Consider the following 15,087-nt stretch of genomic DNA (forward strand, 5'->3'; position numbering starts at 1 on the left):
GTATTTCGACATGGACAGATCTGACGGGAAGCTGCCGCCGGGCGCTTGCCGCGGCTGGCGCCGTGGCGCGGCGCTGCTCGCCGGCTGCGGCCTGCTGCTCTGCGGCGGGCCGGTGCGTGCCGAGATCTCCGACGGCGAGATCCGCGTCGGCGCGCTGCTCGACCTGAAGTCCACCTACGCCCACATCGCCGGCCAGGGCTCGGTGGTCGCCGCCCAGATGGCGATCGAGGACATGGGCGGCAGCATCGGCGGCCGGCCGATCCGGCTGGTCGTCGCCGACCACCGCAACGACGTCGGCGAGACGATGCGGGTCGCCCGCGACTGGCTGGAGAAGGAAGGCATCGACGTCATCGCCGACGTTCTCGGATCGCCGCAGGCGCATGCGGTGCAGGAGATCAACCGCGAGCGCGGCGACGGCGGGGCGGTGGTCTTCTACAACGGCGTGATGAGCAGCGACCTCACCGGCAGGCGCTGCGCGCCGCTGGGCATCCACTGGATGTACGACGGCCACGCCTTCAACACGGTGCTCGGCCGCGAGCTGACCGAAGCCGGCGCTCGGCGCTGGTATTTCGTCACCGTCGACAACGCCTTCGGCCACAACGTCGAGGCCTCGCTGTCGGCGATCGTCCGCGACAACGGCGGTACGGTGGTCGGCGCGGTGCGCCACGAGTTCGGCGAGCGCGAGATCTTCCCCAAGCTTCGCCAGGCGGCGCTCTCGGGCGCCGAGGTGATCGCGCTGGTCAACGCCGGCCAGGACATGATCCAGTCGGTCCGGCGCAGCTACGACCTGCTGCGCGTGAGCAAGGGCGAGACGATGCTGGCGGCGGTGGCGACCGCGCTCAACGACGTGCACCTGATGAAGCCGCAGCTGGCGCAGGGGCTGCGCCTGTCGCATTCCTTCTACTGGAACATGGACGCCGAGGCGCGCACGTGGTCGCAGCGCTTCTTCGCGCGCACCGGGGCGATGCCGAGCGACCTGCAGGCCGGCGTCTACTCGGCGCTGACGCACTACTTCAAGGCGGTGCAGGCGACCGGCAGCGACCACGGGCCGACGGTGGTGAAGAAGATGCGCGAGCTGCCGATCCGCGACCCGATCGTGCGCAACGCCCGCCTGCGCGAGGATGGGCGCATGGTGCACGACGTCTTCCTGTTGCGCGTGAAGGCGCCGGGGGAGGTGAAGGAGCCCTGGGACTACCTGGAGATCCTGCGCCGCGTTCCCGGCGACCGCGCTTTCCGGCCGCTCGCCGACGGCGGCTGCCCGCTGGTCGCCGGCAAGGCCTCAGGGCAGTAGTACCCGGCCGTCGCCGGCAAGGTAGGCTTGCGCCGAGCGGTAGCCGACGCCGAATAGCGTCTCCAGGTTGGAGCGCGACCAGTCGAGCGCCTCGACCTCATGCTCGGTCGGAATGTCGAAGGGCACCTTGAACAGCTGCCGCCGGCCGTCGGCGTTATGCACCGCCTCGAAGATTTTGGTGTCGTCGCGGGCGATCTCGACCAGCGGCACGATGATCGACAGCAGCCAGGCGTCGTAGAGGTCGCGCGGCGTGCGCATCAGTTCCTCGGCGCCGAGCACGTCGAAGACGACGATGCGCTCGACCTTGGGCTCGTGCTCGACCAGCGCCTTGAAGTTCAGGCAGTCGTGCGCGGCGCCCTCGTAGTAGAACTTCTCGGCGCCGGTCGCCGGGTCGGCGATCGGGTACGGCGGGTAGAGGAAGGGGAAGGCCAGCGCGGCGCGGCAGTGGTCGGCGGTGATCTGGTGCTTGGCGAAATTCTCCATGCGCCGCTCGCTGAGGTTGTAGGCGTTGATGTAGAAAGCCGGTGCGACCGTCTTCAGCGCCGCGAAATCGACCGTTTCCTCGAGGAAGGGCACGCTGGCGCAGAGGCCCAGGCTGTTCGGGCCGAGGTCGGTCGGGCAGGCGCTGGCGAAGAGCAGGCGTACCCAGTCGGCGAACAGCCGCTCCATCGCCGAGTCGCCGTGCTGTGCCGCCAGCGTGCGTGTCAGCGGGTTCACCGCCAGCAGCTGCCGGTAGAGGTCGGCGACCGCGCCGGGCTTCTGGAAAACCTTGTAGTTGACCGGGAAGTGGTCGTAGATGGCATCCGCCACGCCCATCTCGACCGTGCGGCGCAGCGCCTCAATCGGCGTGCCCTGCGCCGGCGCCACGTAGAGCAGGCCGATCAGCGCGCCGGCGCCGGCCGTCGAGATGACGTCGAACTCGACACCGGCTTCGGTGAAGGCGACCAGCGCGCCCGACATCAGCGTCGCGTTCGGCGCGCCGCCGCCCAGCACCAATGCCGTCTTGCCGTTCTTTCCGCGTGCTGCCTTCCTTGTTGCCATGTCGTCTCCTTGCTGGGAACGGCGGTGCGCGGCGGGGAAGCTTCAGCCGGTCAGCTGCTTGAACAGCTCCTTGATCGCGGCGACCTTGTCGTTCAGGGTCGGTGAATGCCGGGAGAATAGCAGCTTGTCCTGCCCGGCGAGGCGGTAGCTGCGATTTTTCTGGATCAGGTTGATGATCCGGATCGGCTCGATCGGCGCCGTCTTGGCGAACTCCGGGCTGAACTGGACGACGATCTGCTCGCTCGTCGCATCGAGTTTGCCGACGCACCAGGGCTTCACCAGCAGGCGCACGCGGTGCGTCGCCAGGAGCGACTGCGCCTGCGGCGGCAGTTCGCCGAAGCGGTCGATCAGCTCCTCCTGCAGGTCGTCGATGTCCTCGGTCCGGTCGCAGTTGGCCAGCCGCTTGTACAGCGAGAGCCGCTCGTGCACGTCCGGTGCGTAGTCGTTCGGCAGCAGCGCCGGCGTATGCAGGTTGATCTCGGTGGCGACGCCGAGCGGCTGCGTGAGGTCCGGCTCGCGGCCCTGCTTCAGCGCGGCGACGGCGCGGTTCAGCATCTCGGTGAACAGGTTGAAGCCGACCTCCTGCATCTCGCCCGACTGGCTGTCGCCGAGCACCTCGCCGGCGCCGCGGATCTCCAGGTCGTGCATCGCCAGGTAGAAGCCGGAGCCGAGCTCCTCCATGTGCTGGATCGCCTCCAGCCGCTGCTTCGCCTGCTTGGTCAGGCCGGAGTGCTCGCCGGTGCCGTCATGGGTAAGGAGATAGGCGTAGGCCTGGTGGTGCGAGCGGCCGACGCGGCCGCGCAGCTGGTGCAATTGCGCCAGGCCGAATTTCTCGGCGCGGTTGATCAGGATGGTGTTGGCGTGCGGGTTGTCGATGCCGGTCTCGATGATCGTCGTGCACAGCAGCAGGTTGGCGCGCTGCTGCGTGAAGTCGCGCATTACGCGCTCCAGCTCGCGCTCGTTCATCTGCCCGTGGCCGACGACGATGCGCGCTTCCGGCAAGAGCTTGGTCAGCTTCTCGCGCATGTTCTCGATGGTGTCGACCTCGTTGTGCAGGAAATACACCTGGCCACCGCGCTTCATCTCGCGCAGCACCGCCTCGCGGATGATGCCGTCGGAGAGTCGCGTGACGAAGGTCTTGATCGCCAGCCGCTTCTGCGGCGCCGTGGCGATCACCGAGAAATCGCGCAGGCCTTCGAGCGACATCGCCAGCGTGCGCGGGATCGGCGTCGCCGTCAGCGTCAGCACGTCGACCTCGGCGCGCAGGCTCTTCAGCATCTCCTTCTGGCGCACGCCGAAGCGGTGCTCCTCGTCGATGATGACGAGGCCCAGCCGGTCGAAGCGCATCTCCTTGGACAGCAGCTTGTGCGTGCCGATGACGATGTCGAGCTTGCCCTCGGCCAGCTCCTTCATCGCCTGTGCCGATTCCTTCGCCGTCTTGAAGCGCGACAATTCGGCGATCCTCACCGGCCAGTCGGCGAAGCGGTCGCAGAAGGTCTGGTAGTGCTGCTCGCACAGGAGCGTCGTCGGGCACAGCACGGCCACCTGCTTGCCGCCGGCGACGGCGCAGAAGGCGGCGCGCAGCGCGACCTCGGTCTTGCCGAAGCCGACGTCGCCGCAGACCAGGCGGTCCATCGGCTTGCCCGACTTCATGTCCTCGATCACCGCGGCGATGGCGGCGGCCTGGTCGGCGGTTTCCTCGAAGCCGAAGCCGTCGGCGAAGGCGTCGTAGTCGTGCGCCTTGAAGGCGAAGGCGTGGCCCTGGCGCGCGGCGCGGCTGGCATACAGCGCCAGCAGCTCGGCGGCGGTGTCGCGCGCCTGCTGGGCAGCCTTGCGCTTGGCCTTTTCCCACTGCTGCGAGCCGAGCGCGTGCAGCGGCGCCGCGTCCGGCTCGCTGCCGGAATAGCGCGAGATCACGTGCAGTTGCGACACCGGCACGTAAAGCTTCGATTCGTTGGCGTAGTGCAGTTCGAGGAACTCGGTGTCGCCGTCGCCGAGGTTCATGTGGATCAGGCCCTGGTAGCGGCCGATGCCGTGCTGCTCGTGGACGACCGGGTCGCCGACCTTGAGCTCGGTGAGGTCCCTGAGCCAGTTGTCGAACGAGGCCTTGCGCTGTGCCTCGCGCGCCGAGCGGCGGGCGCGCGCCGACGGGCTGCCGGCGAACAGCTCGGCCTCGGTGACGAAGGCGATGCCGTCGAGCTGGAAGCCGGCGAACAGCGGCGCGACGCCGAGGCCCAGCTTCGGGCCGGCGGCGAGGAAGGCCGCCGGGTCGGCGACGGCGTCGGGTTTCAGCCCGTATTCGGCGAGCAGTTCGGTGAGCGTCTCGCGGCGGCCGGCCGATTCGGCGAGCAGGAAGACGCGGCCGGGGTAGCCGTCGAGGAAGGCCTTCAGCGCGCGCAAAGGATCGTCGGCGCGGCGGTCGACGGCGATTGGCGGCAGCGGCCGGGCCGGGCCGCCATCGCCGTCTTCGCCGGCGGGCAGGTCGATGCGCGCATACGGCTTGGCGGCGACGAAGAACTGTTCCTCGGACAGGAACAGCTCGCCCGGCGGCAGCAGCGGCCGGCTGCGGTCGCCGTCGAGCATGCGGTGGCGTGACTGGGTGTCGCGCCAGAAGGCGCGGATCGCCTCCGGCACGTCGCGGTGCAGGCACAGCGCGGCGTCCGCCGGCAGATAGTCGAACAGCGTCGCCGTCTCCTCGAAGAACAGCGGCAGCCAGTACTCGATGCCGGCCGAGGGGATGCCGCTGGAGACGTCCTTGTAAATGCCGGACTTCGCCGGATCGCCCTCGAACACCTCGCGGAAACGCTGGCGGAAGCGGGTACGGCCGGCGTCGTCCATCGGGAACTCGCGCGCCGGCAAGAGGCGGATCTCCGGCACCGGGTACAGCGTGCGCTGGCTGTCGACGTCGAAGGTCTTGATGCTCTCGATCTCGTCGTCGAACAGGTCGATCCGGTACGGGAGCTGCGAACCCATCGGGAAGAGGTCGATCAGCCCGCCGCGGATCGAGTACTCGCCGGGCGACACCACCTGCGTCACGTGCGCATAGCCGGCCAGCGTCATCTGCGCTTTCAACTTGTCGGCGGCGAGCGTGTCGCCCTTCTTCAGGAAGAAGGTGTAGGCGGCGAGGTAGGCGGGCGGCGCGAAGCGGTAGAGCGCGGTGGACGCCGGCAGCAGCAGGATGTCGCATTCGCCGCGGGTGACCGCGTAGAGTGTCGCCAGGCGCTCGGAGACGAGGTCGTGGTGCGGCGAGAAGCTGTCGTAGGGCAGCGTTTCCCAGTCCGGCAAGAGGCGCACGCGCAGGTCCGGGGCGAACCACGGCAGTTCCTCGAGCAGACGCTGCGCGTCGGCCGGGCCGGCGGCGAGCACCACCAGCAGGCTGCCGGGGGCGTCGCCGGCGAGGCGGGCGAGCGCGAGCGCGTCGGCCGAGCCGGCGAGGGCAGGCAATGACAGGCGCTGGCCGGCCGCGGGCAGCGGCGGCAGCGAGGGCAGGAGACGGGGCAGCGGCGACATGGGGGTGCGAATCAACGGGGAGCGAATTATAGCGGCTGCCGGCGGGCGCTGCCGGGCCGGTGCCGGCGGACGTCGACATCCGTCCATCTCCTTGGCATGATTCGATGCCACAGGAAAGTCCGCGACGTCCCTGGTCGAGCTCCCGGAGTCCCGCAGCCATGTTGATTGCCAGCGTTTTCCCACGTTCCCGGCCGGCCCCCGGCGCCGCCGCCGGCGCGCGCGCGGAGGGGCGGTGAAACTGCCGTCGTCGGGCGGCCTGCGGCTGCGCATCCTGGCGGCGCTGGTGCTCAGCGTCTGGCTGGTCTTCGGCAGCTACGCCGCGACGACCAGCGCCTACCGCCTGGACCAGGCGGAAGCCGCGCTGCGCGAGCGGGTCGGGCGGCTGGCGACGCTGCTCGCCGCGTCGCTGGCGTCGCCGATGCGCGAGGCCAACCGGGCGGCGGTCATCGGCACGGTGAAGGCCGCCGACGTCGACGACGACCTCGTCTACGTCGGCGTCACCGACCTCGACGGCGTCGAGGTCGCCAGCGCCGGCAGTGCGCGCTACAACCCGGCCGAAGTGATCGTCGTCAGCCGGCGCATCGTCGTCGGCGACGGGACGCAGGCGCTCGACGTCGGCCGCCTCGACCTGGTCCATTCGCGCGCCTCGCTGATCGAGGAGCGGCGCCTGCTGATCCTCAACACGCTGGCGGCCAGCGGCCTGCTGGCGCTGGTCATCGGCTTCGTCATCTTCCTCGTCTTCCTGCGCATCGGCCGCCACTTCAACGACATCCTGGGCGCACTCGACCAGCTCGAACGCGGCGACACCAACATCCGCCTGTCGGGGCTCGGCCGGCGCGACGAGATCGGGCGCCTCGCACACGCGCTGCACCGCTTCCGCGACGCGATCGTCAACCGCCGCCTGGCCGAGGACGAGACCCGGGCGCTGCTCGCCGAGAAGAACGCGGTGCTGAACAACGCGCTGGTCGGCATCCTGGTCACCCATCAGCGCCTGATCGTGTCCTGCAACAGCCGGCTGGAGAAGATCTTCGGCTACGCCCCCGGCGAGCTGAACGGGCAGTCGGCGCGCATCCTGTTCGATTCCGACGAGATCTACCACACGGTCGGGCTGGAAGTGCGCCACGCGTTCGCGCGCGGCGACAGCTATGCGCGCGAGCTGTCGATGATCCGCAAGAACGGCACGCTGTTCCCGGCGGTGATGACCGGGCGCGCCAATGACCCGGCGCAGCCGGACGGCACGCGGACCTGGATCATCGCCGACATCACCGAGCGGCGGCAGGCGGAGGAGGAGGTCGCGCGCTACCGCCAGCACCTCGAGTCGCTGGTCGCCGAGCGCACCGCCGAGCTGGTCCGGGCGCGCGAGGAAGCGGTGCGTGCCAACCAGGCGAAGGGCAGCTTCCTGGCGGCGATGAGCCACGAGATCCGGACACCGATGAACGCCATCATCGGCCTGTCGGCGCTGGCGATGAAGAGCGGGCTGACGCCACGGCAGCGCGAGTACGTGCGCAAGATCAACGTTTCGGCGCGCCTGCTGCTCGGCATCATCAACGACATCCTCGACATCTCGAAGATCGATTCCGGGCGCCTGCAGCTGGAGGAGACCGGTTTCGACCTCCATCAGGTGATGGACAACGTCGCCAGCGTCGCCAACCAGCTCGCCGCGGAGAAGGGCCTGCAGCTGTCGTTCGCGAGCGAGCCCGGAGTGCCGCGCTACCTGGTCGGCGATCCGCTGCGGCTGTCGCAGATCCTGACCAATCTGGTCGGCAACGCGATCAAGTTCACGACGCAGGGCAGCGTCGCCGTCCGCTGTGCCGGCACGGCGGTCGACGGCGGCGTCGTCAAGCTGCGCTTCTCGGTCGCCGACACCGGCATCGGGATGAGCCGCGAGCAGCGCGAACGGCTGTTCCAGCCGTTCGCGCAGGCGGACAGTTCGACCGCGCGCAAGTACGGCGGTACCGGCCTCGGCCTGGCCATCGCGCGCCAGCTGGTGTCGATGATGGGCGGCCGCATCTGGGCGGCCAGCGTTCCCGGCGAGGGCTCGACCTTCAGCTTCTCGGTGCCGCTGACGGTCGCCGGCGACGAGTTGCGCGATCGCCTCGCCGCCTTCGTCCCCGGCGCCGCCGCCGCCGACTGGGTGCTGCCGTCGGGCCTGCGCGTGCTGCTCGCCGAGGACAACCGCTTCAACCAGGAGATCGTCCTCGAGATCCTGCGCGGTGCCGGCGTCTTCGCCGAGGTCGTCGAGAACGGCCGCGAGGCGCTGCGGCGACTCGGCGAAAAGGATTTCGACCTGGTTCTGATGGACATCATGATGCCGGAGATGGACGGCATCGAGGCGACCCGGATCATCCGCGCGGAACCCCGCTGGCGCACGCTGCCGATCGTCGCGCTGACCGCCAACGCCGGCCATGAGGACCGCGAGCGCTGCCTCGCCGCCGGCATCGACGAGGTGCTGACCAAGCCCTTCGAGCCGGCCGACCTGTTCCGCGTCGTGCAGCGCTTCGCGCTCGCCGGCGGCGGCCGGTCGGCGCCAGCGTCGCAGCCGCCGGCGGATGCGGCCGGCAATGGCGACAGCCTGCCCGAACTGCCCGGCATCGACGTCGCCGTGCTGCTGCAGCGGATGAAGGGGCGGGCCGCCAGCTGCCGGCGCCTGCTGCGCCTTTTCCGTGAGCAGTACGCGGAGGCTGCGGCGAACCTCGACGGACTGCTCGCCGCCGACGACCTGGTGGCGCTCGGGCGCTTCGCGCATACGCTCAAGGGGGCGGCGGCGAGCCTCGGCGCCGACCCGCTGCGCGAGGCCGCTGCGGCGCTCGACGAGGCCTGCCGCGCCGGCGACCGCGCACGGGCCGCCGCCAGCGTGGCCGCGGTCAGCCGCGAGCTGGGCCGGGTGCTGCCGCCGCTGGCGGCGGTGTGAGAGCGGGCCCTACGCCGCCAGGTGGCAGCGGAACCAGGCGGCGGTGAGTGCCGCCCGCCGCGCCGCGTACGTCTCGGCATCCGTTTCCGTCAGCGTTTCCACGCGGCAGACGCCGGGAAGGTACGGCCGCGCCCGTTCGGCGTTGGCGAGTGCGGCGCTGTCGCCGGCAGCGGCGAGCAGCAGCAGCGGCGCCTGCAGCACCTTCAGGTATTGCCGGCCGGCGAGGTCGATCAGGCCGCCGTGGCAGACCAGCGCGCGGACGTCGCGGTCGCGCTGCGCGGCGACGCGGACCACCAGCGGCGTCGTCTGGCCGCCGCCGATGAGCCCGATCGGCAGCGCCGGGATGGCGTCGAGCGCGATCTGGCGGTGCAGTTCGGCGATCAGCGCGAGCAGGCGCTCGGTGAGCAGCGGCAGGTGGTTGGGGGCGTCGGCGTAGCGGCATTCGGCGCTCTGCAGCAGGTCGAGGCGCAGCGTCGCGAAGCCTTCGCGCTGCAACGCCGCCTCCAGGCGCGCGTCGTCGTCGCCGCTGGCGCAGCTGGCGACGAGGACCAGCAGCGCGCGCGCCGCGAAGGGCAGCGCCAGTTCAGCTTCCAGCGTCAGCTGCGGCAGGTGCACGGCGATCCGTTCGCGGCGCAGGCTCACCGGATCGTCCTCCTTGCGCAGGGCGAATTCCGCCGCGAGCTCCGCGGCGGTCGGCGTGGCGGCGGCGCTCATGCGGCGAGGCGGACCGGGATGCGGCGGGCGCCGAAGGGCTTGCCGAAAACGCCGAAGCGGCCGGCGATGCGCTCGCCGCAGTTGGGGCAGGCGCCGTCGGCGGTGATGCGGTAGTCGCCGATCTCGTACCAGTCGCGCGCGATCAGCAGCGTGTCGCACTTCGGGCAGCGCGTGCTGCCGCCGTCGCGGTCGTGCACGTTGCCGGTATAGACGTAATGCAGCCCGGCGTCGCGCGCGATGGCGCGGGCGCGCGTGAGCGTCGCCGGCGGTGTCGGCGGCACGTCGGTCATCTTCCAGTCCGGGTGGAAGGCGGTGAAGTGCAGCGGCACGTCCGGCCCGAGCTCCTTCGCTACCCAGGCGGCGAGCTGCTTCAGCTCGTCGTCGGCGTCGTTGCGGCCGGGGATCAGCAGCGTCGTGATCTCCAGCCAGCAGTCGGTCTCGTGGTGGATGTAGGCGAGGGTGTCGAGCACCGGCTGCAGGTGGCCGCCGCAGATCCTGAAGTAGAAGTCCTCGGTGAAGCCCTTCAGGTCGACGTTGGCGGCGTCCATCGCCGCGTAGAACTCGCGGCGCGGCTCGGCGTGGATGTAGCCGGCGGTCACCGCGACGTTGAACAGGCCCCGTTCGTGGCACGCCGCGGCGGTGTCGAGCGCGTACTCGGCGAAGATCACCGGGTCGTTGTAGGTGTAGGCGACCGATTTCGCGCCGCAGCGCACGGCAGCGGCGGCGATCGCTTCCGGGGTCGCCGCGTCCATCAGCCGGTCCATGTCCTTCGACTTGGAAATGTCCCAGTTCTGGCAGAACTTGCAGGCGAGGTTGCAGCCGGCGGTGCCGAAGGAGAGCACCGAGGTGCCGGGATGGAAGTGGTTGAGCGGCTTCTTCTCGATCGGGTCGATGCAGAAGCCGGACGAGCGTCCCCAGGTGGTCAGGATCATCTTCCCGCCCTGGTTCATGCGCACGAAGCAGACGCCGCGCTGGCCGTCGTGCAGCTTGCAGTCGCGCGGGCAGAGGTCGCACTGGATGCGTGCGCCGTCCTCGATGGTGTGCCACCAGCGGCCGGGATGGAGCGATTCGGCGATGGGCATCAGTTCTCCTTCCATTTCTGGACATGGTAGCGCGACAGGCGCAGCCGGTCGCTCCAGTAGTCGTCCGGCAGCCCGGCCTTGCGCTTCAGCTGCGCGAGGAAACGCTGCGGCTCCGGCAGCTGCTCCCAGACCTGCGGCAGGAAGGTCGCGCGGCGGCCGCCGCATTCGAGGACGATGCCGTCGACGCCCGGGCGCAGCTGGCGCAGCGCGTCGTCCTCGTCGTGGCAGGCGATCGCTTCGGCCGGCGTCAGCAGCGACACCTCGACCCGCGTCTGCGCCAACTCGTCCACCGCCAGCGGCGCGAAGCGCGGGTCGCGGAAGGCGGCGGCGCAGGCGTTCTCGCGCACGTCCTCGGCCAGCGTCCGCCACGCCTCCAGGCTGCCGATGCAGCCGCGCAGCCGGCCGCGCTGCGTCAGCGTGACGAAGGTCGCGCCGGGTGCCTCGAGGCGCGGATCGTCGCCGCTCACCGCCGGGATGTCGCGGTACGAGGATTCGATCGCCTCGCGGGCGATCGCCACCAGTTGTCGGCCGAGGGCGTCAGTGGGCATCGCCGGGCTCCGTGAAGGCGAAGGCGCCGTAGCCGACGACGCGGTCGCGGCTGCCGGCGGTGTCGCCGGAATTGCGCAGGTCGACCAGCCGCCCCTGCAAGCCGTGCCGCCGCGCTGCCAGCAGCAGGCCGTTCAACGGCGTCGCGCCGCAGGCCTCGTCGTGGCCGATCGTCGCATCGCCGGCGAGCACGCGGCCGGCGGTGTCACCGTCGATCTCGCGCGCGGCGGCGTAGGGCAGGTAGTGCGAGAGATCGGAACTGACCACGATCAATGTCTCCGGGCCGCCCCACAGCCGGTCGATGACTTCGGCGACGGCCTCGGCGGAGGCCTGTCCGACCGCCAGCGGCAGCAGCCGGAAGTCGGGCAGCAGCGCCTGCAGGAAAGGCAGCTGCACCTCCAGCGAATGCTCCTGCGCATGCGGCGGATCGGCGACCACCACCTGCGGCAGGTCGCGCAGCGAATCCGCCGCCGCGCGGTCGATCTCGACCCGCCCGAGCGGCGTCGCGAAGGCATCGACGCTGGGCAGCGCCAGTCCGCGCACGCCGACATGGTGCGTCGGGCCGAGCAGCACGACGCGGCGGATGCGCCCTGCCGCCGGCCGCAGCAGCGCATAGACGCTGGCGGCGACCGGGCCGGAATAGATATAGCCGGCGTGCGGCGCGACCAGTGCCTTCGGCACCGCGGAAGGCGTTGGCGCGGCCGCGCGCAGCAAGGCGTCGACCTCGTCTGCGAGCTGCTGCGGCTGACCGGGATAGAACATGCCGGCGACGGCCGGCAGGCGGACGTTCGGAGTCATCGGCGGCCCCCTTTCATGCTTTCAATATGGACCGCGGGGCCGCGAATTCAAGCCCAGAACCAGCCGGCGAGGCAGCCGGCGGCGACCCCGGAAAAGCCGCCGACGATGCGCAGCGCGAGGTGGCGGCCGGCGACCCCGGCGACGATGCCGAGTTTGAACAGCAGGTTGGCGAGCACGGCGATCAGGATCGCGGTGCTCGCCTCGCCGGCGGCGAGCTTGCCCTGGCCGAACAGGCGCAGGCTGGAGAGCGTGATCGCATCGACGTCGGTCAGCCCGGAAACCAGCGCGACGGCGTAGAGGCCGAGGCTGCCGGCGCGTTCCGACAGCGCCGCCGAGAGCAGGAGGACGACGGCGTAGACGGCGGCGAAGGTGAGCGCGGTGCCGAGCTCGGTCGGGTTGCGCAGCTCGAGCTCGGGCAGCGCGCCGGCGCGGCCGAGGCGGTGCCAGGCCCAGGCGACGAAGGCGAGCCCGGCGAGCAGGCCGCTGCCGAGGATCGGCAGCAGCGCCGGCAGGATGTCCGGCTGCACGATCGCGGCGACGCCGGCGAGGCGCACCAGCACGATCAGGTTGGCGGTCAGGATGACGACCAGCGCGAGCTGCGTCAGCGACGCCGTCGCCCGCGCGTGGCGGGCGAACACCAGCGTCGTCGCGGTGCTCGACGCGAGGCCGCCGAGAACGCCGAGCAGCGGCGCCCCGTAGCGCTGGCCGACGAGGCGCAGCGCGGCATAGCCGCAGAGCCCGACGCCCGAGATGAGCACCACCATCCACCACACCTGCGCCGGGTTGAGCGTGTCGTAGGGGCCGAAGTTGCGGTCGGGCAGGATCGGCAGGATGACCAGCGACAGCACGCCGAACTGCAGCACCGAGGTGATGTCGCGGCGGGTCAGCCGCTGCGAGACGGTCTGCAGCTCGGCCTTGAAGTAAAGCAGCACGGTGGTCAGGATGGCCAGCATCACCGCCAGCGTGCGCAGGCCGTACCAGACCATCGCGCCGTAGCAGAAGGCGAGCAGCAGCGCGACCACCGAGGTGGTGCCGGGATCGTTGGCGTCGGGCTGGCGGTGGTAGGCGGCGATCATCATCGCGCCGACGACGAGCAGGCCGACCGGCAGCAGCCAGGGCGAGCCGGTGCGTTCGGCGATCAATGCGCAGACGGCGCCGAGCAGCGTGACCAGGCCGAAGGTGCGCAGGCCGGCGCGCGACGCCGGATTGCGCTCGCGTTCGAGGCCGAGCAGCATGCCGATGCCGAGGGCGAGGAGGAAGGCCTGGATGAACTCGAGACCGATGTCGGAAAGAATCGCGCTGTTGCCCATGTCGTCCGGGGTTAGAATTCGTTGTTGATTGTTCCGGGGCTTTCCCCGGCCCGCCGCCTCCTGAACTTACGCCATGCCCCGCCACTTCGCAATCGTTCCCGCCGCCGGCAGCGGCTCGCGCTTCGGCGCCGGGCTGCCCAAGCAGTACCTGTCGCTCGCCGGCCGCCCGCTGATCCACCATACGCTGCTGGCGCTCTGCCGGTCGCCGCACATCGCCCGCGTGCTGGTCGTGCTGGCGCCGGACGACCGGCACTGGGCCGGACACGACTGGCGCGACCTCGGGCCGAAGCTGGAGACCGTCTATGCCGGCGGCGCGACGCGCGCCGAGAGCGTGCTCGCCGGGCTGCGCGCGCTGGAAACCTCGGCCGCCGACGACGACTGGGTGCTGGTGCACGACGCCGCGCGTCCCTGCCTGTCGCAGGCGATGCTCGACGCGCTGGTCGACGAGCTCGCCGGCGATCCGGTCGGCGGCCTGCTGGCGGTGCCGGTCGCCGACACGCTGAAGCGGCAGGACGACGACGGCCGCGTCGCCGCCACCGAGCCGCGCGACGGGCTGTGGCAGGCGCAGACGCCGCAGATGTTCCGCCACGCGCCGCTGCTCGCCGCACTGGAAGCGGCCGCCGCGGTCACCGACGAGGCCGGCGCGATCGAGACCCTCGGCCTGCGGCCGAAGCTGGTGCGCGGCGACGCCAGCAACCTGAAAGTCACTTTTCCCGCCGACCTCGCGCTGGCGGAGCTGATTCTGTTTGCCAGGAGGGAACGATGATCCGCATCGGTCAGGGCTTCGACGTGCATGCGCTGGTGCCGGGCCGCAGGCTCGTCATCGGCGGCGTCGACATCCCGCACGACAAGGGCCTGCTCGGCCATTCCGACGCCGACGTGCTGCTGCACGCGGTGACCGATGCGCTGCTCGGCGCCGCCGCGCTCGGCGACATCGGCCGCCATTTCCCGGACACCGACGAGCGCTGGCGCGGTGCCGACAGCCGCGTGCTGCTGCGCGCCGCCGTCGCGCTGCTGCACCAGGCCGGCTGGCGCGTGGTGAACCTCGACTCGACGGTGATCGCGCAGGCGCCGAAGCTCGCCGCGCACATCCCGGGCATGGTCGACAACCTCGCCGCCGACCTGCAGGTCGCTGCCGGCGCCGTCAACGTGAAGGCCAAGACCTGCGAGCGCCTCGGCTTCGCCGGGCGCGGCGAGGGCATCGTCGCGGAAGCCGCGGTGTTGATCAGCAATGACGAATGAAACCGTTGTCGCCGCTTCGCCGGCCCGCCTGTTCTTCGCGCTGTGGCTGCCGCCGGCGGTCGCGCAGAAACTGCACCGCCAGGCCGGCGGCATCGTCGGCAAGAGCGGCGGCCGGCTGATGCGCGAGGAATCGCTGCACCTGACGCTGGCCTTCCTCGGCGACGTTCCCGAGCGCCGCCTGCCCGAGCTGCACCGGCTGGCCGCCAGCCTCAGCCTGCCGCGGGTGCCGGTGCGCCTCGACCGCCTCGGCTTCTGGCGGCACAACCACATCGTCTGGGCCGGCTGCGGCGAGGCGGCGCCGGATCTCTCGGCGCTCGCCGCCGCGCTGCAGAAGGCGCTGGTCGCTGCCGGCTTCCTCGACGGCGAGCGGGCGGTGACGCCGCACGTCACGCTCTTGCGCAAGGCGGCGCACCCCGGCGAGCTGCCGGCGCTGCCGGCGCAGGAATGGTCGGCCGGCGAACTGGTGCTGGCGCGCTCCTGGCGCACCGACCGCGGCTCGACCTACGAGCCGATCGCGCGCTGGCCGCTGCACTGAGGCGCCGTTCCGGCAACGATAGCGCCGACGGCTGCGGGCGTGCGCCGGAACGCCGTAACGCTTCCCGGCGGCGCCCATCCGTTCCCCGGGGCCGCGCCGCAGTCCGC

At 71.0% G+C, this 15,087-nt stretch carries 12 protein-coding genes; 5 read left to right on the forward strand and 7 right to left on the reverse strand.

What is annotated here, in order from left to right; all coding sequences use genetic code 11:
* The first annotated feature begins 10 nt into the window (after positions 1-10).
* A complete protein-coding gene (locus tag IWH25_RS12445) occupies positions 11-1,291 on the forward strand; it encodes an ABC transporter substrate-binding protein (RefSeq protein ID WP_203386111.1) in 1,281 nt (426 codons plus the stop codon).
* Here IWH25_RS12445 and IWH25_RS12450 read toward each other — a convergent pair.
* Both IWH25_RS12450 and mfd read right to left on the reverse strand, forming a co-directional pair.
* Entirely contained in the window at positions 1,280-2,332 is a 1,053-nt protein-coding gene (locus IWH25_RS12450) for a patatin-like phospholipase family protein (protein WP_203386112.1), read from the reverse strand. The two genes, IWH25_RS12445 and IWH25_RS12450, sit on opposite strands and share 12 nt — an antisense overlap.
* Positions 2,333-2,374: 42 nt before the next feature.
* Positions 2,375-5,842: a transcription-repair coupling factor gene (gene mfd / locus IWH25_RS12455; protein WP_203386113.1), complete on the reverse strand. Its 3,468-nt coding sequence runs from the start codon at positions 5,840-5,842 to the stop codon at positions 2,375-2,377.
* 232 nt (positions 5,843-6,074) lie between these two features.
* Between mfd and IWH25_RS12460 the strand changes: the two genes are divergently transcribed.
* Complete coding sequence (locus tag IWH25_RS12460; protein WP_203386114.1) at positions 6,075-8,753, forward strand: ATP-binding protein; 2,679 nt, start codon at positions 6,075-6,077, stop codon at positions 8,751-8,753.
* Between the two features lie 9 nt (positions 8,754-8,762).
* Here the strand turns inward: IWH25_RS12460 and IWH25_RS12465 are convergent, their stop codons facing one another.
* From IWH25_RS12465 to IWH25_RS12485, 5 genes are read right to left on the reverse strand one after another with little or no spacing between them, the layout of a single operon-like run.
* Entirely contained in the window at positions 8,763-9,467 is a 705-nt protein-coding gene (locus tag IWH25_RS12465; RefSeq protein ID WP_203386115.1) for a hypothetical protein, read from the reverse strand.
* Positions 9,464-10,549, reverse strand: coding sequence for an AmmeMemoRadiSam system radical SAM enzyme (gene amrS, locus IWH25_RS12470; protein ID WP_238998895.1), 1,086 nt, complete (start codon positions 10,547-10,549; stop codon positions 9,464-9,466). The genes IWH25_RS12465 and amrS overlap by 4 nt, the downstream gene beginning before the upstream one ends.
* Positions 10,549-11,097: an AmmeMemoRadiSam system protein A gene (gene amrA, locus IWH25_RS12475; RefSeq protein ID WP_203386117.1), complete on the reverse strand. Its 549-nt coding sequence runs from the start codon at positions 11,095-11,097 to the stop codon at positions 10,549-10,551. Before amrA ends, amrS begins: the two co-directional genes overlap by 1 nt.
* The gene (gene amrB / locus IWH25_RS12480) at positions 11,087-11,893 is read right to left on the reverse strand and encodes an AmmeMemoRadiSam system protein B (RefSeq protein WP_203386118.1); all 807 of its coding nucleotides are present in this window, start codon (positions 11,891-11,893) and stop codon (positions 11,087-11,089) included. The genes amrA and amrB overlap by 11 nt, the downstream gene beginning before the upstream one ends.
* 47 nt (positions 11,894-11,940) lie before the next feature.
* Positions 11,941-13,203: an MgtC/SapB family protein gene (locus IWH25_RS12485; RefSeq protein WP_203386119.1), complete on the reverse strand. Its 1,263-nt coding sequence runs from the start codon at positions 13,201-13,203 to the stop codon at positions 11,941-11,943.
* Between the two features lie 73 nt (positions 13,204-13,276).
* On the opposite strand from IWH25_RS12485, the gene ispD reads away from it, so the two are divergent.
* The 3 genes from ispD to thpR are packed head-to-tail and all read left to right on the forward strand — an operon-like array spanning position 13,277 to position 14,980.
* Positions 13,277-13,969 carry a 2-C-methyl-D-erythritol 4-phosphate cytidylyltransferase gene (gene ispD, locus IWH25_RS12490; RefSeq protein WP_203386120.1) on the forward strand — a complete coding sequence of 231 codons (693 nt, stop codon included), beginning with the start codon at positions 13,277-13,279 and terminating at the stop codon, positions 13,967-13,969.
* Positions 13,966-14,445 carry a 2-C-methyl-D-erythritol 2,4-cyclodiphosphate synthase gene (gene ispF, locus IWH25_RS12495; protein ID WP_203386121.1) on the forward strand — a complete coding sequence of 160 codons (480 nt, stop codon included), beginning with the start codon at positions 13,966-13,968 and terminating at the stop codon, positions 14,443-14,445. The genes ispD and ispF overlap by 4 nt, the downstream gene beginning before the upstream one ends.
* Entirely contained in the window at positions 14,435-14,980 is a 546-nt protein-coding gene (thpR, locus tag IWH25_RS12500; RefSeq protein ID WP_203386122.1) for an RNA 2',3'-cyclic phosphodiesterase, read from the forward strand. Before ispF ends, thpR begins: the two co-directional genes overlap by 11 nt.
* Positions 14,981-15,087: the final 107 nt, after the last annotated feature.

The sequence above is a fragment of the Azospira restricta genome (assembly GCF_016858125.1).
GTDB classification, from domain to species: Bacteria; Pseudomonadota; Gammaproteobacteria; order Burkholderiales; family Rhodocyclaceae; genus Proximibacter; species Proximibacter restrictus.